17 protein-coding genes, 3 tRNA genes and 1 riboswitch are annotated in these 21,250 nt (G+C 42.8%); of the genes, 9 read left to right on the top strand and 11 right to left on the bottom strand.

Annotated elements, in window-relative coordinates; genetic code table 11:
- Nucleotides 1-65 precede the first annotated feature (65 nt).
- From CXF72_RS02270 to CXF72_RS02260, 3 genes are all read left to right on the top strand, one after another.
- Nucleotides 66-761, top strand: a complete 696-nt coding sequence (locus tag CXF72_RS02270; RefSeq protein WP_101036588.1) for a type 1 glutamine amidotransferase domain-containing protein — start codon at nucleotides 66-68, stop codon at nucleotides 759-761.
- Nucleotides 762-850: 89 nt separating this feature from the next.
- Nucleotides 851-2,008 (top strand): iron-containing alcohol dehydrogenase, encoded by a 1,158-nt coding sequence (locus tag CXF72_RS02265; protein ID WP_101036586.1) that lies wholly within the window; start codon nucleotides 851-853, stop codon nucleotides 2,006-2,008.
- Between the two features lie 113 nt (nucleotides 2,009-2,121).
- Complete coding sequence (locus tag CXF72_RS02260; protein WP_101036584.1) at nucleotides 2,122-3,165, top strand: NADP-dependent oxidoreductase; 1,044 nt, start codon at nucleotides 2,122-2,124, stop codon at nucleotides 3,163-3,165.
- A gap of 235 nt (nucleotides 3,166-3,400) precedes the next feature.
- On the opposite strand, the gene CXF72_RS02255 is transcribed toward CXF72_RS02260, so the two are convergent.
- The 11 genes from CXF72_RS02255 to rsgA all read right to left on the bottom strand — a co-directional run bounded on the left by CXF72_RS02255 (nucleotide 3,401) and on the right by rsgA (nucleotide 15,552).
- On the bottom strand, nucleotides 3,401-4,228 hold the full coding sequence (locus CXF72_RS02255) for an energy transducer TonB (RefSeq protein WP_101036581.1): 828 nt from the start codon (nucleotides 4,226-4,228) through the stop codon (nucleotides 3,401-3,403).
- Nucleotides 4,229-4,243: 15 nt separating this feature from the next.
- Nucleotides 4,244-4,657: an ExbD/TolR family protein gene (locus CXF72_RS02250; protein ID WP_101036579.1), complete on the bottom strand. Its 414-nt coding sequence runs from the start codon at nucleotides 4,655-4,657 to the stop codon at nucleotides 4,244-4,246.
- On the bottom strand, nucleotides 4,654-5,652 hold the full coding sequence (locus tag CXF72_RS02245; RefSeq protein ID WP_101036576.1) for a MotA/TolQ/ExbB proton channel family protein: 999 nt from the start codon (nucleotides 5,650-5,652) through the stop codon (nucleotides 4,654-4,656). The genes CXF72_RS02250 and CXF72_RS02245 overlap by 4 nt, the downstream gene beginning before the upstream one ends.
- A 54-nt stretch (nucleotides 5,653-5,706) precedes the next feature.
- Nucleotides 5,707-6,540 (bottom strand): ABC transporter ATP-binding protein, encoded by an 834-nt coding sequence (locus CXF72_RS02240; RefSeq protein WP_101036574.1) that lies wholly within the window; start codon nucleotides 6,538-6,540, stop codon nucleotides 5,707-5,709.
- Nucleotides 6,541-6,553: 13 nt separating this feature from the next.
- Nucleotides 6,554-7,591, bottom strand: coding sequence for a FecCD family ABC transporter permease (locus CXF72_RS02235; protein WP_101036572.1), 1,038 nt, complete (start codon nucleotides 7,589-7,591; stop codon nucleotides 6,554-6,556).
- Entirely contained in the window at nucleotides 7,581-8,588 is a 1,008-nt protein-coding gene (locus CXF72_RS02230; protein WP_101036570.1) for an ABC transporter substrate-binding protein, read from the bottom strand. The genes CXF72_RS02235 and CXF72_RS02230 overlap by 11 nt, the downstream gene beginning before the upstream one ends.
- Before the next feature lie 26 nt (nucleotides 8,589-8,614).
- Nucleotides 8,615-10,441, bottom strand: a complete 1,827-nt coding sequence (locus CXF72_RS02225; RefSeq protein ID WP_101036568.1) for a TonB-dependent receptor plug domain-containing protein — start codon at nucleotides 10,439-10,441, stop codon at nucleotides 8,615-8,617.
- 202 nt (nucleotides 10,442-10,643) lie between these two features.
- Nucleotides 10,644-10,814: riboswitch (cobalamin riboswitch) on the bottom strand.
- Between the two features lie 136 nt (nucleotides 10,815-10,950).
- On the bottom strand, nucleotides 10,951-12,015 hold the full coding sequence (locus tag CXF72_RS02220; protein WP_101036567.1) for a potassium channel family protein: 1,065 nt from the start codon (nucleotides 12,013-12,015) through the stop codon (nucleotides 10,951-10,953).
- 13 nt (nucleotides 12,016-12,028) lie between these two features.
- Entirely contained in the window at nucleotides 12,029-13,564 is a 1,536-nt protein-coding gene (gene ilvA, locus CXF72_RS02215) for a threonine ammonia-lyase, biosynthetic (protein ID WP_101036565.1), read from the bottom strand.
- Between the two features lie 15 nt (nucleotides 13,565-13,579).
- Nucleotides 13,580-14,440, bottom strand: a complete 861-nt coding sequence (gene asd / locus CXF72_RS02210) for an archaetidylserine decarboxylase (protein ID WP_101036564.1) — start codon at nucleotides 14,438-14,440, stop codon at nucleotides 13,580-13,582.
- Nucleotides 14,441-14,508: 68 nt separating this feature from the next.
- On the bottom strand, nucleotides 14,509-15,552 hold the full coding sequence (gene rsgA, locus CXF72_RS02205; protein WP_101036562.1) for a small ribosomal subunit biogenesis GTPase RsgA: 1,044 nt from the start codon (nucleotides 15,550-15,552) through the stop codon (nucleotides 14,509-14,511).
- A 90-nt stretch (nucleotides 15,553-15,642) separates the two neighbouring features.
- Between rsgA and orn the strand changes: the two genes are divergently transcribed.
- The 6 genes from orn (at nucleotide 15,643) to CXF72_RS02170 (ending at nucleotide 21,250) form a co-directional block, all read left to right on the top strand.
- Nucleotides 15,643-16,188, top strand: coding sequence for an oligoribonuclease (gene orn / locus CXF72_RS02200; protein ID WP_198552478.1), 546 nt, complete (start codon nucleotides 15,643-15,645; stop codon nucleotides 16,186-16,188).
- A gap of 263 nt (nucleotides 16,189-16,451) precedes the next feature.
- Nucleotides 16,452-16,527, top strand: a tRNA-Gly gene (locus tag CXF72_RS02195).
- 44 nt (nucleotides 16,528-16,571) lie between these two features.
- A tRNA-Gly gene (locus CXF72_RS02190) sits at nucleotides 16,572-16,647 on the top strand.
- Nucleotides 16,648-16,781: 134 nt separating this feature from the next.
- Nucleotides 16,782-16,857 (top strand) — tRNA-Gly (locus CXF72_RS02185).
- A 1,549-nt stretch (nucleotides 16,858-18,406) separates the two neighbouring features.
- On the top strand, nucleotides 18,407-19,555 hold the full coding sequence (dapF, locus tag CXF72_RS02175; RefSeq protein WP_101036556.1) for a diaminopimelate epimerase: 1,149 nt from the start codon (nucleotides 18,407-18,409) through the stop codon (nucleotides 19,553-19,555).
- A 6-nt stretch (nucleotides 19,556-19,561) separates the two neighbouring features.
- The gene (locus CXF72_RS02170; protein ID WP_101036646.1) at nucleotides 19,562-21,250 is read left to right on the top strand and encodes an MFS transporter; all 1,689 of its coding nucleotides are present in this window, start codon (nucleotides 19,562-19,564) and stop codon (nucleotides 21,248-21,250) included.

Genomic DNA, 21,250 nt, shown 5'->3' with positions numbered 1-21,250 from the left:
CATACACTGTTCAGGTCAATTAATCACACACAATCTATTTAAGATTACATAAAAGGATTAAAAATATGAATGCTAAGAAAATATTAATGGTATTAACTTCACACTCTGAACTGGGCAATACGGGCAATAAAACTGGGTTTTGGATAGAAGAGTTTGCCGCACCTTATTATATTTTTAAAGATGCAGGGGTCGAAATTACTCTGGCTTCACCAGCTGGTGGACAGCCACCTATCGATCCAAACAGTGATACCGAAGATTTTCAAAGTGACTCAACTCGCCGTTTTGCCAAAGACAGCGACGCGCAGCTGCAATTAAAGAACACTAAAGTGTTAGCAGATATTAATGCAGCGGATTATGACACTGTTTTCTACCCTGGTGGTCACGGCCCATTATGGGACTTGACGGAAAATGCTGATTCAATTAGCTTGATTGAATCATTTTTAACCGCTAACAAACCTGTTGCTGCCGTCTGTCATGCGACTGCTGCGTTGCTTAATGTTAAAAGCCCTGACGGCGAGTTTGCAGTTAAAGGTAAAGTCGTTTCAGGTTTTACCAATAGCGAAGAAGAAGCCGTACAGTTAACTGATATTGTGCCTTTTTTATTAGAAGATGAACTCGTTAAACGCGGCGCAGAATATCAAAAAGGTGCCGATTGGTCAGCCTTTGCGGTACAGGACGGACTGATTATTTCGGGACAAAACCCGGCCAGTTCAGCCTTGGTTGCAGAAAAATTAATGAAGCACCTGACGACACAAAAGTAGCTTAAATAATAGCCGATTAAATTAGAGAAATTTCAATGTGAGCAACTAAACTAAGTTGCTCACATTGCCAATAAACAGTAGGAAGTAATATGTTAAATTTCAGTTTTCAAAATCAGACACGTATTCATTTTGGTGAAGGTCAAATCGATAAACTCTCTACCGAGATCCCAAAGGATGCCAAGGTTTTAGTTGTTTATGGTGGTGGTTCCATAAAAAATAATGGCGTTTATGATCAAGTGGTCAATGCGTTAAAAGATCATACTTGGTTTGAATTTTCAGGCATTGAGCCTAATCCAAAGTACGATACTTTAATGAAAGCACAGGCCGTGATTAAGAAGCATGATATAGATTATATAATGGCTGTTGGTGGCGGTTCCGTGGCTGACGGTTGTAAATTTATTGCGGCAGCGGCGCTGTTTACGGGCGATGATCCCTGGGATATTCTGGCTAAACAACAGCCGATAGAAAGTGCCTTGCCGATCGGTGTTGTGCTGACCTTACCGGCAACCGGTTCAGAAACGAATGCTAACGCCGTGGTAACACGCGATGGTAATAAACTACCCTTTATGAGCCCTGCTGTGCGCCCGCAATTTGCCGTGTTAGATCCCGCAGTCACCTTGTCGTTATCGGATCGACAAATCAGTAACGGTGTGGTGGATGCGTTTATCCATACGATGGAGCAGTATCTTACCTATAATGTTAATGGAAAAGTACAAGACCGTTTTGCGGAAGGTCTATTACAAACCTTGATTGAAGAGGGGCCTAAAGCGCTGCAACCAGAAACTAAAGATAATCTTGACGTCCGCGCTAATATTATGTGGTCTGCCACTATGGCATTAAATGGTCTGATTGGTGCCGGTGTACCGCAGGATTGGGCTACCCATATGATAGGCCATGAGCTGACGGGCGCTTACGAGATTGACCATGCCCGTACTCTGTCGATTGTTTTACCTGCGGTAATGAAAGTGCGCCGGACAGCAAAACATGAAAAACTGCTGCAATATGCAGAGCGTGTTTGGCATATCACCCAGGGCAGTGAAGAGCAGAAAATTGATCAAGCTATCGCACTAACGGAAGATTTTTTCAAGCAGATGGCTATGCCTGTTCATTTGTCAGATATCGAATTAGGCGCTGCAGATATTGATATTCTAATGGCTAATCTGGAAGGTCATGGCATGGTGGCTTTAGGTGAAACGAAAGACATTAACCTTGAAATCAGTCGCCAAATATTAGAACAAGCAAGTTAATAATCATTTTCTATTTCTTGATACTTTATTCGGGGAGAGTTTTCAGCGCTGTTATGGCTGAAAACTCTCCCTATTAAAGTGGAAAGATACCCCAGCACCGATAGGAATCCTTTATGAGTCAAACTAAACTAGTCAACCGCCAATTCTTATTAGGGTCACGTCCGGTTGGCGCACCCGTCCGCGGTGATTTTAATCTGGTTGAAACAGCTATCCCTGCCATTAAACAGGGCGAGGTGTTATTACGCAGCGTCTATCTTTCTTTAGATCCTTATATGCGTGGTCGTATGAGCGATGCCAAATCCTATGCGCCACCTGTGGCGGTTGGGGATCCTATGGTCGGTGGGACAGTATGCCGTATTGAACAGTCACTTAATGCCGATTTTGCAGTAGGGGGTTGGGTTGTCGCATTTGCCGGATGGCAAGATTATGCGGTCTCTGACGGTCAGGGGCTGCTTAAAATTGATGCCAGTTTGACCCATCGATCCTATGCGCTGGGTGTTTTAGGCATGCCCGGTTTAACGGCTTATATGGGCTTACTGGATATTGGTCAGCCGCAGGCCGGTGAAACCGTGGTGGTTGCCGCAGCGACCGGCGCAGTCGGTAGCTTAGTAGGACAAATCGCTAAATTAAAAGGCTGTAAAGTGGTCGGGATTGCGGGCGGTGCAGAAAAGTGCCAGTACGCGGTTGAGCAGCTGGGTTTTGATTTTTGTCTGGATCATAAATCGGAAAATTTAGCGGAGCAATTAAGCGAGGCCTGCGATCATGGTATTGATGTCTACTTTGAAAATGTCGGCGGTAAGGTTTTTGATGCCGTTTTCCCATTATTAAATACGAAAGCACGGATTCCAGTCTGTGGTTTGATCTCGCAATATAACGCCACCGAGCTTCCTGATGGTCCCGATAGACTTTCTATGCTGATGGGTACTTTGTTAGTGAAGCGTATTAAAGCGCAGGGTTTTATTGTTTTTGACGATTATGGTGATCGTTATAATGAATTCAGTGAAGCGATGAGTGAATGGGTAAGTGTCGGAAAAATTAAATATAAAGAGCAGATTGTCGATGGTTTAGAGAATGCGCCATCTGCCTTTATCGGGCTGCTGCAGGGTGAAAACTTCGGTAAGTTAATAGTCCGAGTCGGACCTGATAATTTACAATAACCGATAATTTAATTTATATCGTCAATAAAAAAACCGCTTAAGTTACCATTAAGCGGTTTTTTATTAAACAGTTATAATCCTGTCTATCCCATCGACAGTCAATATTCTCTCTTCAAGTAGTTTGCTGGGCATTTTAATTAATGCTTATGCCGAATCGAAAATAGGCAAGTTTAGCCCGCTCTTCATTCAGGTTTTTAGCGCTTAAGGTGTGCGTTGTATTCAGCCATTCAGTGGATCACTCATTAAGTTCAAACCGGAAAGCAAAAAGTTGTTCTGAAATCACTTTATCCTCGCCCTGCAGCGCGGGCATAAATAATTCTTGGTTAATAAATGCCAGTACAGCATCATCCAAAAGGGAAAATCCGCTAGAAGTCAGTATCTTAGGGTTTTTGGGCCGACCTTTTTTGGTGACTATTAATTTTACTACTACCCGGCCTTGCTGGTTACGCAAAATAGCGCGTTGCGGGTAGACGGGTTTGCGACCGGAAACAACAATAGCTTCCTGCAATACGCCTTGATTTTCTGTGCTGCTAATGGGAGATGGGCTGTTTTCCGGAGGGGATTTTTTTACAACCGCCTTCTTTGTCGCGCTGCTGCTTGTTGGCGGTAAGAGGGTGACTTCGGGGCTTTTTTCGATTTTACTCGGTTGCTCTTTTTCCTTGGTAATTATTTTGTCCATTGCCGGTTTCTGGTGAAAAACGGCTGCTTTTAAATTCGCCACATTATCGGTGCCGGGCTGTGCAATACTTTTCATTAAGGTCTGCTTTCTTAACTTAACGTCTGATTCAGACAGCATTAAGCTTTTTGCTGTCTTTTTTGGCTGAGTTTCTAGCGCTTGTGCAACTTTTTCTACTTCTGGCCGCGACGCAACGACTGTTTCCTGGCGGGTGGATTGCTCCTCCAGTTTGTCAGGTTGGGAAATAAACTGGACTTGAATTGATTGCTTTCCGGAATTGAGTGGCGGTGTTGTGATGCGCTTGGGTTGATCAATAGAAAGAAAAATAAAACCATATAAAACAAGGCTGATAATAAAAAAGGGGAAATAAAAGCTAGTCGTTTTCATGCGCCACCATCACTCTCACTGGTCTTTTTCGGTTGCAAAAGCAACCTGTTGGAATCCGGACAAGCGTAGTTTATCCAAAATTGATAAAGCGACACCTAAATCGGATTTTTTGTCACCACGTATCAATATGGGTGATTTCTGCTCTTTTTTCTCTTTTTGCAAGGTCATAACTTGCGCCAACATTAGCGCTTCTGTGGTTATTTTATCATTAATAAAAATCTGATTTTTGTTGTTTATACTAATAATTAATAGCTCCTCCGTTTGTTGGCTGTTATCAACTAACTGCGGTAATTCAATATTAATACTGCTTTGCATGGTCATTTTAAGCATGACAAAAACAAAAAAAATCAGTAATAAAAAAATAACATCAAGCAAAGGTAGTAACTCAAATCGGGCCGGTTGTTGCAAACCTTTCTTGCTTAATTTCATCGAGTATTTTTCCGGAAAGATTCTTTTTGTACCTGCCGGTCAGTGTCTTGACGCTTTTGTAATTCAATCTCATCAACGCCGAAATATTCCTTCTCTTCATTAATTGCGCTGGTATACATCTCGACCAGTGATTCCTGCGAGGTTTTATGCAGCTCCCTCATCTCATCATGAAGATTAACTTTCACTTCATCTGTCCCCTCTTTAAACTCGTAATGATAAGGCATTTCACTGTCTTTCTGCACTGCGTACTTAAACTCCTGCTCGTTATCCTTGGCTGTACGACTTCTTCGTTCTTGAGTTTTCATAATCTCACTTAGCTCATTGGTGATAAGGCTCTTTTGATGACAAATATGATAAAACTCACTGCCCACACCTTCCAAATGCAGCGTCAGTTTTTGCAGTAGCGAGCGAAATAGATTAAAGGGTAATAAGGCCAATAGCGCAACCGATAAACCCATCGCAGTTGACACTAAAGCCTGCGCGATACCTGCAACAACCTCGGTGGGATTATCGACGCCCTGTACACCGAGAATATTAAAAGAGTGAATAATACCCAATACTGTGCCTAAAATGCCCAGCATCGGGGCAAGGGTTATCACGGTATCGAGTAAAGTTTGCCCGCGGGACATATTGTGGATTTTCCGTTCTGCGTAGGATTCCATTTTGTTATTGGGCGAAAATGGCAGGGCATTGATACCAAATGCCAACATATTTAAAGCCGGTGTATCTAAACGTTGGCATGCGAGCAGTGCTTTGGTTTTTTCTTTTTTATTTAAATAGGCAAAACAATCGAGCAGCGGCAAGTGTTCTTTCTTAAAGTAATAATGGAGCCAAACAAAACAACGCTCCAGAGTGACAACAGTGGTTAAAAAAGAAGTTAATAGTAACAACCACATTATCAGACCACCCTGTTGAAACCATAATGGCATCGCTTGATCGAGTTGCTGCACAACAGAAAAAATGGCCGCGATAATGGTTGTGCTGTCTATTGCCATACTTTATTTATTCCTATTTCTATTATTAATGCTAATGCGTTACATAAAAGACGATTAATCGTTGCCCAGATGTTTTTTAACCGGGCTGATATTTGCCAAACTGATTTTATCATTGGTTTTGATTATATCAGCATTAATGGAAAAGTATGTGGCTAGATTTTTATGATTAAGTACCTGTTCAGGCGTGCCATCTGCAATAATAGTTCGCCCTGAATTAGCCTTTCCTGAGCCATTATTGAACTCAGTCTCCCCGAGCAATATTAAACGATCACAATAGCTTGCCGCAAGATTAAGGTCATGAAGTGCGGTGATGGCTAACTTTCCCGATTGGGTTAATGATTGTATTAACTGCAGGGTTTCTATCTGGTGACATATATCTAAGCTTGCGATCGGCTCATCGAGTAAAATAGTGGGTGCTTGCTGAGCCAGTGCGCGGGCGATAATAACCCGCTGCTTTTCGCCACCGGATAAGGTGGTTACCAAGCGCGTTTTAAGGTGGATTATATCGGTTTTCAGCATCGCCTCTTGAATAAGCCGGGTATCTTCGGCTGTTTCTAACTCAAAGGGGCCGAGGTAGGGGGTTCGTCCCATCGCGACCAGAGCCTGTACGCTAAAAGCATAGGGCAGCTCAATCGACTGCGGCACAAAGGCTAACTGTTTGGCGATAGCGCGCCGCTTTTGCACATGAATGTCGAGCCCATTAAGGGTCACTGCCCCCGATTGTTGTTTTATCAAGCCTAACAGCAGCTGTAGCAGGGTACTTTTACCCGAGCCATTGGCGCCGATTAAACCGATAAATTGCCCGGTTTTAAAGTCTAAATTAATATCCGTTAATAACGGCTTTTTATCATAGGAAAAAGCGAGCTTGGTACAACTTAAAGGCGACATAAATAAAGCTCCACTAACTTAAAACAAAACGCTGTTTAATTAAAAGAAACAGAAAGAAAGGCGCACCTAATGCCGCCGTCACCACGCCCAATGGAATAGCTTGCTCACTAAAAAAGCTGTTTAAAAACAGATCTGCGCCAAGCAGAGTAATTGCCCCGCCAAATAAACAGGCGGGCAACAGGTAACGGTGCTCGGGGCCTAATAATAAACGTAAAATATGCGGCACAACCAAGCCGATAAAGCCTATTCCACCGACCACCGAAACCGATGCTCCGACCATCGCGCTGCTGATAATTAAAAGATTGCGCCGCGTTTTGCGCACATCAACGCCTACCGAGAGAGCATGCTGCTCACCTAACAATAACAGATCTAATTGTTTGCTATAAAATAGCAGTAATACAAATCCGCTCAGGACAATCGGCAGAATAATAAAAACATGATCCCAGGTGCGACCATCAAGTCCGCCCATGGTCCAATAAATAATCATCCGTGCGACATCCCAATTACTCAGGGATAAAGCCAATAACAAAGAGGTGGCAGCCACATTAAGTGCGCTAATGGCGACGCCTGAAAGCAGCAGGGTAGCGACATTGGTTTGCCCTCTGCTGGAGGCTACGCGGTAAACAATGCTTAAGGAAATACCCGCGCCGATAAAAGCAAACAGTGGAATAGCCCAGGCGGAAATAAGGGAAAAACCCAGATAAATCGCTATTACGGCCCCTAACGAGGCTCCCGATGAAACACCTAATACGGAAGGGGACGCCAGAGGATTACGGAACATGCCCTGCATCACCAGTCCGCATAACGCTAAACTTGCACCGGCAAACAGGGCAATAATAACGCGCGGTAAACGAATATCGACAATAATACTGTGCTGCCAGTTAGGAATATCACTGTCTGATCCAGCAAACAGTGCCTGTTTGAAAATAGCGCCAATATGGCGTAATGAAATATCAGCAGGGCCCTGTAACACCCCGGATATGGTCAGAACAACAACCAGCAGCATTAACAGTATTAGCACTAAGCGTATGCTGGTTAAATTAGTGAACATAGTTTTTCTCTGAATAACTTTGTATTTCTGAATGCAGCAGTTGCGCGATCGCCTCAACGCCTTTAATACGGTGTTGGGAAACACTTCTGAGCCAAGTGCCGGGGACGGCATAAATATGATTATTTTTCACTGCGGGTACATCTTTCCAAGCTCTTTTATTTTTTAAAATAGTGCGTGGTGAGGTCTGGTCATCTGTCTGGTTAAAAACCCATTGGTTCATTACAATCACATCGGGTTGTAATGAAATAGCCAGCTCTTCACTGATTTTATTTTCACCGTCGGCAATAATACCCTTAGCAACATTAAAACCACCGGAGAGTTGAATCGCTTCATCCATTAAAGAGTTTCCGCCGACGCTGTAACCGTTGAGGTCGTAATATAATACGCGTGGTGGTTTTTTATTCTTCACCTGCATTTTAATAAATGCGATGCGTTTTTGAAGAGCGACAATCATGGCCTCACCGGCGGCTTTGGTATCGGTGACATTGGCGATAATGCGAATATTATTAAAAATATCGGCAAAAGAATTAAATTCGCTGAGACGCACAATGGCAATGCCGCTGCGCAGCAGGTAACGCACGGTTTCAGGATTGCTGTAGGAAGCGACAAACACTAAATCAGGTTGTAGCGCGAGCATAGATTCAATCTCCCCCTGCGTACGGTAAATGCTTTTATCAAAAAAACCAACAATATTAGACATACTGGGAGTATCAACATAACTGCTCACTGCAACCAAACGTTGCGGGTTGATTAAACCCGAGAGAATATGATCGGTCGCTAAAGTGGCTGAAATAATGCGCACGGGTGGTTTTTTTAAAATAAATTTAATACCCGTGGTATCTATTAATGTTTTGGGGAAATTTCGGCCCTGTATTTGGGTGGTAAAGTTACCCTGACCTTGGTCGAAAAGAGCAAATATTTGCCCTTTTTTAAACTGGATCAGCGTAATAAAAAATACTAAAAGAAGGGTGAAAACGACTAGTTTTAGATTATTCATTTCACCCTCTTTTATTTAACTATAACTTATTGAAAGCTTACGCCAACATAGGCAGTACGCTCTGCTGTGTTATAGCCGCTAACCTCTTGATAGTCTTTATCAAGCGCATTTTCCAGACGGGCATTAATAGTGATATGTTCCTGTACCTGATAAGCCGCGCCAAGATTAACGACTGTATAGTTATCGAGTGTTGAATCATCACTGTCTATACGTGTACCAGTATAACGGACACCAATATTGGCACTTAGGTTTGATGTGTATTTATAATTAGCATTGATGCTAGCAGCATGTTTTGCTCGGCGAGCCAATTCATTGCCTTCACCATCATCCGTCTCCATAAAAGTGTATCCGGTATTAACTCGTAATTTATTGCTCACTTTTACTTGACCGGTAAATTCAACACCACGTGAAGTTGCTTCATTATCAAGATTGCTATATGTATTTGATCCATAGGTGATCATATCGGTATAAAGTGAATCAAAATAGGTCAAATCGATATAAGCATCGGCATTAACAAAGTTATACTCTACACCCGCATCCCAGCTGCGGCTTTCTTCTGGAGTCAGATCCGCATTACCGCTATAATAAGAAGTTTCACCGTACATTTGACCTAAAGAAGGGTTTTTCACGCCTGTACCGTGACTGGCATGTAGGCGTGTACCGTCGCTTACCCAGGCAGAAATATCAAGATGGTAAGTGTTGGTATCATCGAATTTACTGTTAAAATCACTGCGAAGGGCGGCATTCACAAAAATTGTTTTTTGCCAGTCAACGCCATATCCTAAAACAACCGCCGATGCTTCAATGCGTTGTTTTTCATCCATTGACCAGCTTTGATATTTTTCATTTTCGTGTTCGGCAATAAATGAGATTCTCTGTGTATATCCGTTGATTGTATTGAGGTAATAATCACTCTGTAGATCAGTTTTTACTTTTTGTCCTTTATATTCAGAGGTACTTGTGCTGCCTGAAAAGGTTTCATTTTCTGAATCAGAAAAGGCGACTGAAAGTCGGTTTTTCCATTGATTGTCCAGTAGATTAAGATGTGTATTTAATTTTGCCTGATGCTGTTGGTTGGTGGAATTGGCATCAATTGAAAAACCATCGTATTCTGTTTCGGCATCGCTGTAACGCAGCACCGTATCCACTGCGAAAATATCGGTAAATTGATGGCCGGCTTTTATGCTGACATTTTGATTTTTGTAACCGTCGTCATCATTATCATCGAGATCAACTGCTTTTGAGCTTATGCCGTCTGTTTGCAGGTTGCCGGCAGAAAGTGAATAATGGCTGTTGCCCTTAGCACCGCTAAGAGTGACATTTTCTTTATGGTAGTTATTTCCCCCAATCTCGATACTAGCCGTTGGATTAAACCCAGCCTTGCCTTTTTTAGTGACAATATTAATCACGCCACCCATCGCATCACTGCCCCAAAGTGCACTTTGTGAGCCTTTTAAGACTTCAATGCGCTCAACATTATCGGCCATCAATGTTGCAAAATTATAACCACTGCTGATGCTGGATAGATCATTAACTTCAATACCGTCAATAATCACTAAGGTTTTATTGGAGTCGGAACCGCGAATAAAAACGGAGGTTATACCACCAGAACTACTAACACTTACACCAGGTACATCCCGTAACAGTTCAGCCACAGTGCGCGCCTGATTATCTTTTATATATTGTGCATCAAGCACGGCCACTGAGCTGCCACTTTCAATACGTTTGGTTTCGACGCGACTGGCAGAAATAACAATATCGTTCTGAGTGTTTTGTGTTTCTGCTGCAATAAGTGGTGCGCTGAACAGTGTTGATAAAGCTAAGGCTATCGGAGTGTAATATAAGCGGGGCATAATTCTTCCTTGATATTTTTATTTAAAATAAGAAGAAAGTCTGTTGTTCGGGATTTTACAGTAAGGTAGTGGCCTTATATATAATACGCTGAGCATCAAAGACTTTCTTTGGCTCGCCACCATTACGAAGACCCTAATCAAACTGGAAAAACATTTCCGATTGTTGGGTTTTTTACGTTCCATTAAGCCGACCCGTTTAATGGACAGTGACGCTCTTTATGCTGGTATCTGACTCCCGTTTTTACATTGAAAAACGGACACAGTTGCGGGGGCAGTGCATGCTTGTTTTTAGTAACGTTTAAAGTTGTTAAAACATGCTTCCCATTTAATCATCGCGTTAAAAAGGCGATAAACATAAAGAAGGGCGATTATAGGTAAATATAATCGACTGTCAATAAGTCAACCAACCAATCAACCCACCCAAAGCGCGAAGGACAGGTTGAATTGTCATAAAATAAATTGCTTCACCAGCGTTTATGATAAGCCTAAAAAGTTGATCTCAGATGCCTCTAAGAGAGTTCATCCCAGTTTATTTCGTCAGCAAGAATACGTTCATTAGCGATGTAGTGTAAAAAGTCACCGCTGTTGATCAGGGTCTGTGGAGAGGGATTTAAAATCATCGCATCGCCATTTTTAAAATGGCTGAAGGCAATGACCATCATCGCATGGTTAGTTTTAAATCGGCTAAAGAGCAGCTCGAACTCAATGGGTTTTTTCAGTTCAGGTGTTTGCACACAATACAGTGTCGCCCCGGTTAAGGTTGAAAGTAAGTGCTTGGTTACCTGGCTTGAGCCCGGATCCTGCATGCTGCGCACCATCATTTGTGCGCTGCTATCAATACTGCATTCAATTTGCGGGCAGTGGACCTTTAATAAATCGGCTTTAGTCTTATCAAAAAAATGCGCAGAGATGTTGGCATTGGAGTTGGTGTAGGTGGAGATACAAAGTGCAATAGATAAGGTTTCATCATCGGATTTACCATCAATAATAATACGTTCTGCGTTACTTAACGCGATACGATTAAGTTCTTCGTTATCGGAAAAACTACGTAAACGCACAAAAGAAACCTCATCATTATCCGGAAAGGGGTTGTTTATCTGTTCGGTAACGCACAATAATATTTTTCGTTTTTGGCGTTTTTTATCACCGAGAATCAACTGCACTATCTGCTCCGTTGATGAGGCATCCCAACCTAATAATAAAATATGATTAGTATAATGATAAAAGTTACTCGTACCGTTCATGTTTTTTCTCGCTAGATTTATAAATAGTTGTGTTGTTTTTCCGATAAAAGAGGCGAAAACGATCAGTCCCGATGGGATTTGCACAAAGGCGACAATCGCTTTCCCCATCCCGGTTGTCGGGCTGAAATCCCCAAAACCAACCGTGGAAACTACCACCATATTGTAATAAATAAAGTCCATGGGATGCCGGGTTAATGCACTTTCCCCGGCAAGCAAAAATAACAGGTAAACACTGATTGCCTGCGCCAGCACAAGCAAAAACATGGTCGGCCAGGTTAATTGATGTGCCAGGCGCCGAAACAGCTTTTTAATGCGTCTAAGAGGAAGCATTATCATCTAATCTTTAGTGGTCATTTGCTTGGGATAAAAAGAAACGATAAGCCTGATTATCTGTTTCATCTTTATAGTTGTAACCCAGTGCGTCTAAATGTTCACTGAATGCATCAACCCCTTCATCGAGTTCAAAACCGGCAAGAACCTGTCCATAAGCCGCACCGTGATTGCGGTAATGGAAGAGCGTGATATTAGCGTGAGTGCCAAGCATGTTTAAAAACTTAACCAGCGCATTAGGCTGTTCAGGAAATTCGAAACTGTATAAACGCTCTTTTATAGCACCGACGGGGGCGCCACCGACCATATAACGGACATGCAGTTTGGCCATTTCATCATGGCTTAAATCGGCAACAGCATAACCTGATTTGTGCAGTTTTTCGGTCAGTGCTAGCAGTTCATCAACGCCTTGCGGGGTGCGTACGCCAACAAAAATATTGGCGTCTTTACGCGAATTTAAACGATAATTAAACTCGGTAATAGCACGACCATCGAGCTGATTACAAAAGGCTAAAAAAGCGCCCTGTTTTTCAGGAATAGTGACAGCCAGTATGCTCTCTTTCTGCTCACCTAATTCGCAACGTTCGGAGATATAACGCAGGGAATGAAAGTTGAGGTTGGCTCCGCTTAAAATAGCAGCCAGGTGTTGATCTTTAACGTCGTGTAGTTGACAATATTTTTTTAAACCGGCCAATGATAAGGCTCCGGCAGGCTCCGCAATAGCGCGTGTATCTTCAAAGATATTTTTGACGGCTGTACAGATTTCATCACTGCTAACGGTGATCACTTCGTCCACGTATTGCTGACATAAACGGAAGGTTTCACTGCCAATGGTTTTAACCGCAACACCGTCGGCAAATAATCCAACTTTATCTAAGGTTATCGGGCTGCCATGTGCCAACGCCGCTTTTAAACAGGCTGCATTATCAGGCTCAACACCAATCACTTTAATATGGGGTAAAAGCTGTTTGATATAAACGGCGATACCGGCCAATAAACCACCGCCACCAACGGGCACAAAAATTTTATCCAAGTGCGCATTTTGCTGTAATAACTCTTTGCCGATAGTGCCTTGCCCGGCAATGACATCGGGATCATCAAAAGGAAGAATTGGGGTGTAATTATGTAATTCAGCCAGTTCTTTAGAATGTGCGCTGGCAGCATCAAAAGCATCACCAAATAATACTACCTCGGCACCAAATGCCCGCACTGCGCTGACTTTTATCTCGGGAGTGGTGCAGGGCATAACGATAGTCGCTTTTATCCCCATTTTTTTTGCTGAAAGCGCAACACCCTGCGCATGGTTACCCGCCGAGGCGGCAATCACACCGCAGCTTTTTTGCTGATCGGTTAAACTGGCTAATTTATTATAGGCACCGCGTAATTTAAATGAATGTACGGGTTGCTGATCTTCACGCTTTAATAAAATGTGATTATTAAAGCGCTTTGACAACTTATTTAACGGTTGTAATGGTGTTTCTACGGCTGCTTCATAAACAGGAGCAAGTAAGATTTTTTTTAAGTATTGTGCTGCGGATAATTCTGTCATTGCGCTATCAACCCTCTATTTATGTTCAACTTTGTTCGCAAATAGCTCACCTAAGCGTGTTACTGAGCCTGCGTGAAGATCTTCTGCAAAATGAATACTCTCTTTCGGGAATAAAGCCACCACGGTACTGCCAAGTTTAAAGCGGCCCATTTCAGCGCCTTTTTCAAGGGTAATATTCTGATTTTTGTAATCCCAATATTGGAGCTCTTTGTCTGCATTCGCCGTCAGTGTGCCTGACCAAACCGTTTCGATGCTGGCCACTATCGTCGCGCCGACTAAAACCATTGCCATCGGGCCTAGGGCTGTTGAAAAAATGGCCACGGCCCGCTCATTGCGGGCAAATAAATTGGGGACATTTTGCGCCGTTAATGGATTAACTGAGAAAAGGTCGCCGGGAATAAAAATCAGCTGTTCTAGTTTGCCGGTGATCGGCATATGAATACGGTGATAATCTTTAGGCGCTAAGTAAATCGTAGAAAACAAACCATCATCAAAGGGCGCCGCAACATCATCTCGTCCGCCTAATAGTTCTCGGAGGCTAAAATCATGCCCTTTAGCCTGAAAAATACGGCCTTCTTTAATATCGCCCATCTGGCTGATACAACCATCCACAGGGAGTGCAAGATTATCTTCACCGGCGATAATCTGTCGCGCTTCCGGTTTTAGTTCACGGGTGAAAAAATCGTTAAAAGTTTTAAAATGCTCAGGGGCTGAGTATTTCGCTTCACTCATATCAACGTTAAAATGGTTGATGAATTTTTTTATTAAAAAAGTGCTTAATTTACCTGCTTCCGCAGCGGCTAATTTACCTAACAGGCGCGATAATAGCTTTTTTGGCAGCAAGTATTGCCCAATAATTTTAAGTTGGTCAATCATGATTTTCTCTTTTTTTTAATCTATATACCGAAAATTGTACCTAAATCTTTTGAACTATAAAGGCGCGGTTAATCATAGGTATTAGGTGGACGGTGACGCGCATTTTTTGCGTCATCCATGGTCTCTAAAATACGTAAAAAGCTACGATAGCGAGCATTATCTATTTTTCCCTCGGCAACGGCTTCAACCAGTGCACAACCGGGATCTATTTGATGTTTACAATCGCGGAAACGGCATTGTCCTAAAAAGGGACGAAATTCGATGAATCCAGTCGCAATACGTTCAGGCTCTAAGTGCCATAATGAGAACTCACGAATGCCCGGGCTGTCAATAAGATCACCTCCGTCGGGGAAATGATAAAGGCGTGCCGTGGTCGTGGTATGTTTACCTAATCCGGAATTTTCCGAAATTTCGGCCGTAGTGGCTTCAATTTCAGGTAATAACAGATTGACTAAGGATGTTTTACCTACGCCCGACTGACCGACAAAAATATTAATTTTATCTTTCATGGCACTTTTAAGCCCTAATAAGCCGTCGCCGTGCATCGAGCTGTACAAAACCTGATAACCAATATCCCGGTAACTTTGTAATTCCTGATCTATTAATTTTGCTGATTGTTCATTCAACAAATCACTTTTATTTAAAACGATAATGGGCGTAATGCCAATATCTTCACAGGCAATCAGGTAGCGATCAATAATATTACGAGAAAACTCAGGAGCTATGGAGCTAACGATAATAATATGGTCAATATTGGCCGCGATAGGTTTTATACCATCATAATAATCGGGACGTGTGAGTACCGTTGTACGCGGATGTACCGCTTCAATCACGCCACTGATACCATGGTAAGCCTGATTGCCCGCACGCCATACAACCCGGTCACCGGTTACCAGAGATTTGATGGCTCTGCGCAAATTACAACGTTCAATTTTTCCATGCTCATCTTCAACATCTGCATGTTGTCCAAAACGACTGATCACTATGCCTTCCAGCTGCGGACCAAGTTCAGACTCGTCCCATTGTTCGCTGTTATCTTTAGTTAAACGTTTTTTCTGATTAGTTTGAACGCGGCGCACTTGATTTTTACTGAGTCGTTTCTTCTTGGTCACAGGTTTCCTTAGCTATCACTCATTGTGTTAATACCGTATCATACTATATTAATTTAGAAATGCGGCTCTCTTGTAGCGAAAAGGATCAGAATAACGATGAATAAAAATAACCTGGTATGGATTGATTTGGAGATGACCGGTTTAAATCCAGATACGGATAAAATAATCGAAATCGCCACTATCGTGACTGACAGTGATTTAAATATTCTTGCACAAGGGCCTGAATTTGTTATTCATCAGAGTAATCAAGCACTTGATGCGATGGATGAATGGTGCACAACGCAGCATGGTAAATCAGGTTTAACGGATCGTGTGAAGAGCAGTCAAATCAGCTGCGCGAATGCCGAACAAGCAACCCTCAATTTTTTAAAGGAGTGGGTACCAGAAGGGGCCGCACCCTTATGCGGTAATAGTATCGGCCAAGATCGTCGTTTTTTAGTGCGTCAGATGCCGGCGTTAGAAGCTTATTTTCATTACCGTAATATTGATGTCAGTACCGTTAAAGAACTGGGAAAGCGTTGGGCGCCGGAAATGGTTAATGAGCATAAAAAAACAGGCGCTCACACTGCGCTTCAAGATATTAAAGAATCAATTTCTGAATTACAGCATTACCAAAAACATTTCTTTAAGTTTTAAATGTTTTTTTGGGCAGACGGACGATGTCTGCTCAAAAACTCAGCAAACAAGCACTAGTCAATGAAAAATCAGCAGAAAAAGCTTGCATTCATTTACTCCATAATTATAATGCGCACCTCATAACAAGCAGGTATCTTCCAACATGCCTAAAAATTTGTTATGAAAATAAGATGTGATGCGGTACTAGTTTGGTTTGTTGAGTTCAACCTTGACAAGAATTGACTGGAGTTACGAGCTTGCTTGTAAATGCTAATTCATGTGATGCGGTACTAGCTCAGTTGGTAGAGCACGACCTTGCCAAGGTCGGGGTCACGAGTTCGAGTCTCGTGTACCGCTCCAATTTTTCCTTTATAGGAAAAATTAATGCTTATTAAAAATGTGATGCGGTACTAGCTCAGTTGGTAGAGCACGACCTTGCCAAGGTCGGGGTCACGAGTTCGAGTCTCGTGTACCGCTCCAAATTTGAAGTGATTGGTGTTCAAAATATAGAACACGACCTTGACCATAAGAGTCGGGGTCATGAGATGTTTTTTAGTCTCGTGTGCCGCTCCAACTTCTTCTTGAAGAAGTAAAACTAAAAGTGATAATTTGATGCGGTACTAGCTCAGTTGGTAGAGCACGACCTTGCCAAGGTCGGGGTCACGAGTTCGAGTCTCGTGTACCGCTCCAAATTCACTACCTTTATTGTTCCACTCCTCCCCAAAAGTAAAAACTTCAGTCAGTAATATTTCTATATTTATTATTTATAGCTATTTTCAGTTCAGTTGGTAGAGCACGACCTTGACCAATAATAGCCGGGGTCACTAGTTGTTTTTTAGTCTCGTGTACCGCTCCAAATTCACTACCTTTCCTGTTTTAAAATTCCAAACATAAAATTCCAGCTAGAATATTTCTATATCTGTTATGCATAGCTATTTTCAGTTCAGTTGGTAGAGCACGACCTTGACCAATAAGAGTCGGGGTCATGAGCTGTTTTTTAGTCTCGTGTACGGCTCCAATTTTTAAGTGATTAAATGTTCAAACTATCGAACACGGCCTTGACCAATAATAGCCGGGGTCATGATGTGTTTTTTAGTCTCGTGTACCGCTCCAAATTCACTACCTCTCCTATTTTGAATTCCTTGTTTTAAATTCACCAAATATAAAACTGCAGTTAGTTATATCTCTATATTTGTTGTTTATAGCTATTTTCAGTTCAGTTGGTAGAGCACGACCTTGACCAATAAGAGCCGGGGTCATTAGTTGTTTTTTAGTCTCGTGTACCGCTCCAAATTCACCAAATATAAAACTGCAGTTAGTCATCTCTCTATATTTTTTGTTTACAGCTATTTTCAGTTCAGTTGGTAGAGCACAACCTTGACCAATAAGAGCCGGGGTCACTAGTTTTTTTAGTCTCGTGTACCGCTCAAAATTCACTTACCTTTGTTGTTCCACTCCTCCAAAATTTAAAGTATCAGTCCGCAATATTCTTTTGTTTGTCATTTATATCTATTTTTTTAGTTCAATTGCGATAGCGCAATTTTGAGCGTATGAGTTGGGACCATTATCTTTTTTTTATATCAGTCCGATTTATACCAATCCGATTAATATCAATCAGCCGCCAATTACTACTTTAAAACGGGTATGACATGCTCAGAATTATATTAATGCGCAACGGGATATCAGGGAAAAAAATCATTGCTGACGGCCAATTGATATTGGTTATTAATAATATATTTCTCTTATTAGTGGTTAGCTAAGGCAGAGGATTATTTTAAATCCAGTAAAAAACGGCTATTTTAGCTCTGCTGTAATAAATGTTTTTTATCATTCTTTATATAAACACTCGATCCTCAGAAAGACTTTTTATTCATGTCTGATTTATAAAATGTTGTTTTTACTGTGTTTTTTATGTTATTTTGATGAAGTGCATCTGTTTTTATAAGAGATAATCATTTGTGATTGTGTTAAATTATTAGCACCTGTTAGGTTATAAAAAGAATAATTTTAATATCATTTTTTAATTAATCATTTAGATTCTTCTTTATTTTTTAGCAATTCATTGGAAAATTATGCATTGCTCCTCGGTTGTGCCTATAGGTGACAGAATTTTATGCAGGCCCGTCTAAACGTCTGATTATCGGGATCGTCTTCCTGAAATACTGCTTCTGGAAGTAAAATAAAAGCAATTTTAAAATCGGACTCCAAATTCAGAATAAGAACCCGGATAACTAATATTATGCAATTTATTCCTTTCGTTAAATATACATCCTGCGGCAATAGTTTTGTTATTGTCGATGAGACCGAGCAGACTGTGCTCAGCGAGGATGATATGTCCCGTTTCGCATTTCAGGCGACCAACATCAGTTTTGGTGTAGGTTGTGATAATCTGCTGATCATTCAGCGTTGTAATAAATCATCACTGCAATCAATTAATCTTAGCCGGGACTACTGGACGCGACCTCCACAGGAAGAACAGGCTGAATTCTTGTTTCGAATGTTTGAACCGTCGGGTGAAGAAGCGCTGTGCTGCGGTAACGGTCTGATGTGTATCGCCAGTTATTTATTGGATAAACATGGTATAAGTAACGCTTCCATAATGACCGAGATCCCTCTGGCAACGCCTAAGGTTATCAATATCGGAGCAGAGGATGACCAGATCGGCAGTTGGGTTAATCTTGGGCATCCGCGATTAACGCCACCAGAATTGGTGGACTTTGAATACGCAGGTCAGGTTGCTCCAGCCATTCATGAGATGCAGGAGCTAGTCGTGAAGTTTCGCGCCGGTGATCTGAAGGCTTACACAAACGATACCGAGCTACGTATCAGATCATTGCTGGTGTTTACCGGTGAACCCCATCTGGTGATCTTCCCCGATAGTGACTTTTCCGCACCGGAACAGGCGGACTATATTTTTGCCGGATCCGGTCAAGATGCTGAACGTCGCGAAAGCTTTGGTTCCTGGCTGATCGAGCATATCGGCAACTATATAAACAATCGGATGCGGCATATTTTTCCTGCGGGCATAAATGTTAATTTTGCCCGTCGTCTTGCTTCAGGGGAGATAGAAAATCGTTGTTTTGAACGGGGTATCAATAGGGAGACCTTAGCTTGTGGGACCGGTGCGTTGGCGGTCGCTTATATCTATAGTCTGATGGAAAACCTTAATATCTCAGATATTGACGTGTTACCTCATCGTTGCCGTTGGCATGATGAGCAGGCAAAAATTCGTATTAAACAGAATTCCGACGGCTGGAAGATAAGCTCTGATCCGGTCATGTTATTTGATGCTGTGTACCGTCTGCTCCCAAAAAACAGCAGCTTGTCAGAAGTATTAAATAAGGATCAAGATGGAATAGTGACTGAAGACCGGAAACAGGTGGTTTAAGTGCTTATGAAAATACGCCCGGTCACTATTACCGCATTATTGATGTTGCCTCTGAGTCTGACAATTACCTATTTATTGCTCAGTATGGGGGCTGTTTTCTCAGATAAGCTGACCTATCTTAAACAGGGTATGGCAGAGACAGCAGAACTTCAGGCGCTGTTATGGTCGCTATTGGCAGGTGTGCTGGTTCTGATCATATTTAATCTGTATCGCCCGGGAGCTCGATTCTGGCTGGAAAAAAAGCCTGCTGCGGGCATAAGTCTAGTGCTGGGCACCGCACTATTTACTTTCCTGTGGTTATATATAAAACCGCTTTACAATACAAATACCATGCCCGATGCCTTGCCTGAGTTGCTGGCGGCAGGGGGTACGGCGATCTTAATTGCTGCACTGATCTGTCTCGAAGTCTCTTTTGTATTAATCTCCAGACTCACTGCCCGGGCCAAGACCAATCAACAGCAAAAAGAGGGCGTGGACTATCGGCTGATGCGGCCGGCAATCTTTGCCTTTCTATTCGGAATAGATCTGTCGATGGCTTTTATTCCGCTGTATATGGGCAAAATGGAAGAAGATTTTTTCGGGCTATCCCAAAATGTGATGATGGGGCTGCCGATTTCCGTTGAGTTTTTTTGTGTTGGTGTGGCGATTCTGCTGGCGGGCGTCTGGTTTGACCGGCGCGGCTGGCAGGAACCTTTCTATGCGGGACTGGCACTGGCAACGCTCGGTGCCCTGTATTCCTGGATGGCTCCCGATGCCCTGCATTTTATCCTTTCCCGAGGGCTGGTTGGTCTGGGTTACGGTCTGGTGCAACTGTCCTCGCACGGTTTTGTTATTCGTAATACGGATAAATCCACTAAGGCGCAGGGAATGTCTCATTTGGCTGCCGGTCTCTATGCCGGCAGTCTTTGTGGTGCCGCCACCGGTGCGGTGATGGCCGAACAGTTCGGTTACGAGGTGGTGTTCCTCAGTGGAGCGGTGATTATTACTTTAGTAGTAGTGTATAGTCTGCTGATCCTGGGTTATCCCGCCACGACGCCAAGCAAAACTAAAGCCGTGCCGCTGCAACATGCCGGAAAGTCAGTCTTGCGCCGCTTCTTGCTGGACAGGCGAGTGCTGGCTGCCATCTTTTTCAGCAGCATGCCAGCATCTATTGCCGTGGTGGGTTTTCTTAACTATTTCAGTCCGGTTTATCTAAATCGACAAGGTATCTCGGAATCCACCATAGGTCAGGTGTTGATGCTCTTTGGTGTCTGCATCGCGGTGCTTGCCCCAAGAGTTGGACGGCTGATAGATGCGACCGAAAATAAACAACGACTGGTGCTGATCGGCAGTCTGCTGGGGGCGAGCGCATTCCTTACTTTCAGTATCTGGGACGGGCTGCTGGCGACAACCATTGCCATTTTTTTGTTGGGATTATCCAACTGTCTGGTACTATCGGCGCAGAGCGTTTTTCTGCTCAAACTGGATATCACTCAGGAGCTCGGTGAAGGCAAGGCGATGGGTATATTTCGTGCCTCCAGCCGCATCGGCCAAATGCTTGGGCCGATCATTTTCGCCTGGCTGTTTCTATTCGAGGATGTGAGTATTGGCATCACTTATCTGGGGCTGGCATACATCGTCATGGCCCTTATTTTTATCTGGTTGACAGGTCGTGATGCCGATCAACAGCAGCAAATACAGGAAGAAACTTCGTAG

This window comes from Psychromonas sp. MB-3u-54, assembly GCF_002836415.1.
Lineage (GTDB): Bacteria > Pseudomonadota > Gammaproteobacteria > Enterobacterales > Psychromonadaceae > Psychromonas.
The sequence above is the reverse complement of the archived record's forward strand: the minus strand, read 5'-3'. Positions and strand labels throughout refer to the sequence as shown.

What these genes read in the sequence shown, in the direction of transcription:
- dapF (WP_101036556.1), top strand. Translation starts at nt 18,407, where the DNA reads ATGCAATTTATTCCTTTCGTTAAATATACATCCTGCGGCAATAGTTTT.
- CXF72_RS02225 (WP_101036568.1), bottom strand. Translation starts at nt 10,441, where the DNA reads ATGCCCCGCTTATATTACACTCCGATAGCCTTAGCTTTATCAACACTG.
- CXF72_RS02235 (WP_101036572.1), bottom strand. Translation starts at nt 7,591, where the DNA reads ATGTTCACTAATTTAACCAGCATACGCTTAGTGCTAATACTGTTAATG.
- CXF72_RS02245 (WP_101036576.1), bottom strand. Translation starts at nt 5,652, where the DNA reads ATGGCAATAGACAGCACAACCATTATCGCGGCCATTTTTTCTGTTGTG.
- CXF72_RS02250 (WP_101036579.1), bottom strand. Translation starts at nt 4,657, where the DNA reads ATGAAATTAAGCAAGAAAGGTTTGCAACAACCGGCCCGATTTGAGTTA.
- CXF72_RS02260 (WP_101036584.1), top strand. Translation starts at nt 2,122, where the DNA reads ATGAGTCAAACTAAACTAGTCAACCGCCAATTCTTATTAGGGTCACGT.
- CXF72_RS02240 (WP_101036574.1), bottom strand. Translation starts at nt 6,540, where the DNA reads ATGTCGCCTTTAAGTTGTACCAAGCTCGCTTTTTCCTATGATAAAAAG.
- CXF72_RS02170 (WP_101036646.1), top strand. Translation starts at nt 19,562, where the DNA reads ATGAAAATACGCCCGGTCACTATTACCGCATTATTGATGTTGCCTCTG.
- CXF72_RS02255 (WP_101036581.1), bottom strand. Translation starts at nt 4,228, where the DNA reads ATGAAAACGACTAGCTTTTATTTCCCCTTTTTTATTATCAGCCTTGTT.
- CXF72_RS02230 (WP_101036570.1), bottom strand. Translation starts at nt 8,588, where the DNA reads ATGAATAATCTAAAACTAGTCGTTTTCACCCTTCTTTTAGTATTTTTT.
- asd (WP_101036564.1), bottom strand. Translation starts at nt 14,440, where the DNA reads ATGATTGACCAACTTAAAATTATTGGGCAATACTTGCTGCCAAAAAAG.
- CXF72_RS02270 (WP_101036588.1), top strand. Translation starts at nt 66, where the DNA reads ATGAATGCTAAGAAAATATTAATGGTATTAACTTCACACTCTGAACTG.
- CXF72_RS02265 (WP_101036586.1), top strand. Translation starts at nt 851, where the DNA reads ATGTTAAATTTCAGTTTTCAAAATCAGACACGTATTCATTTTGGTGAA.
- ilvA (WP_101036565.1), bottom strand. Translation starts at nt 13,564, where the DNA reads ATGACAGAATTATCCGCAGCACAATACTTAAAAAAAATCTTACTTGCT.
- CXF72_RS02220 (WP_101036567.1), bottom strand. Translation starts at nt 12,015, where the DNA reads ATGCTTCCTCTTAGACGCATTAAAAAGCTGTTTCGGCGCCTGGCACAT.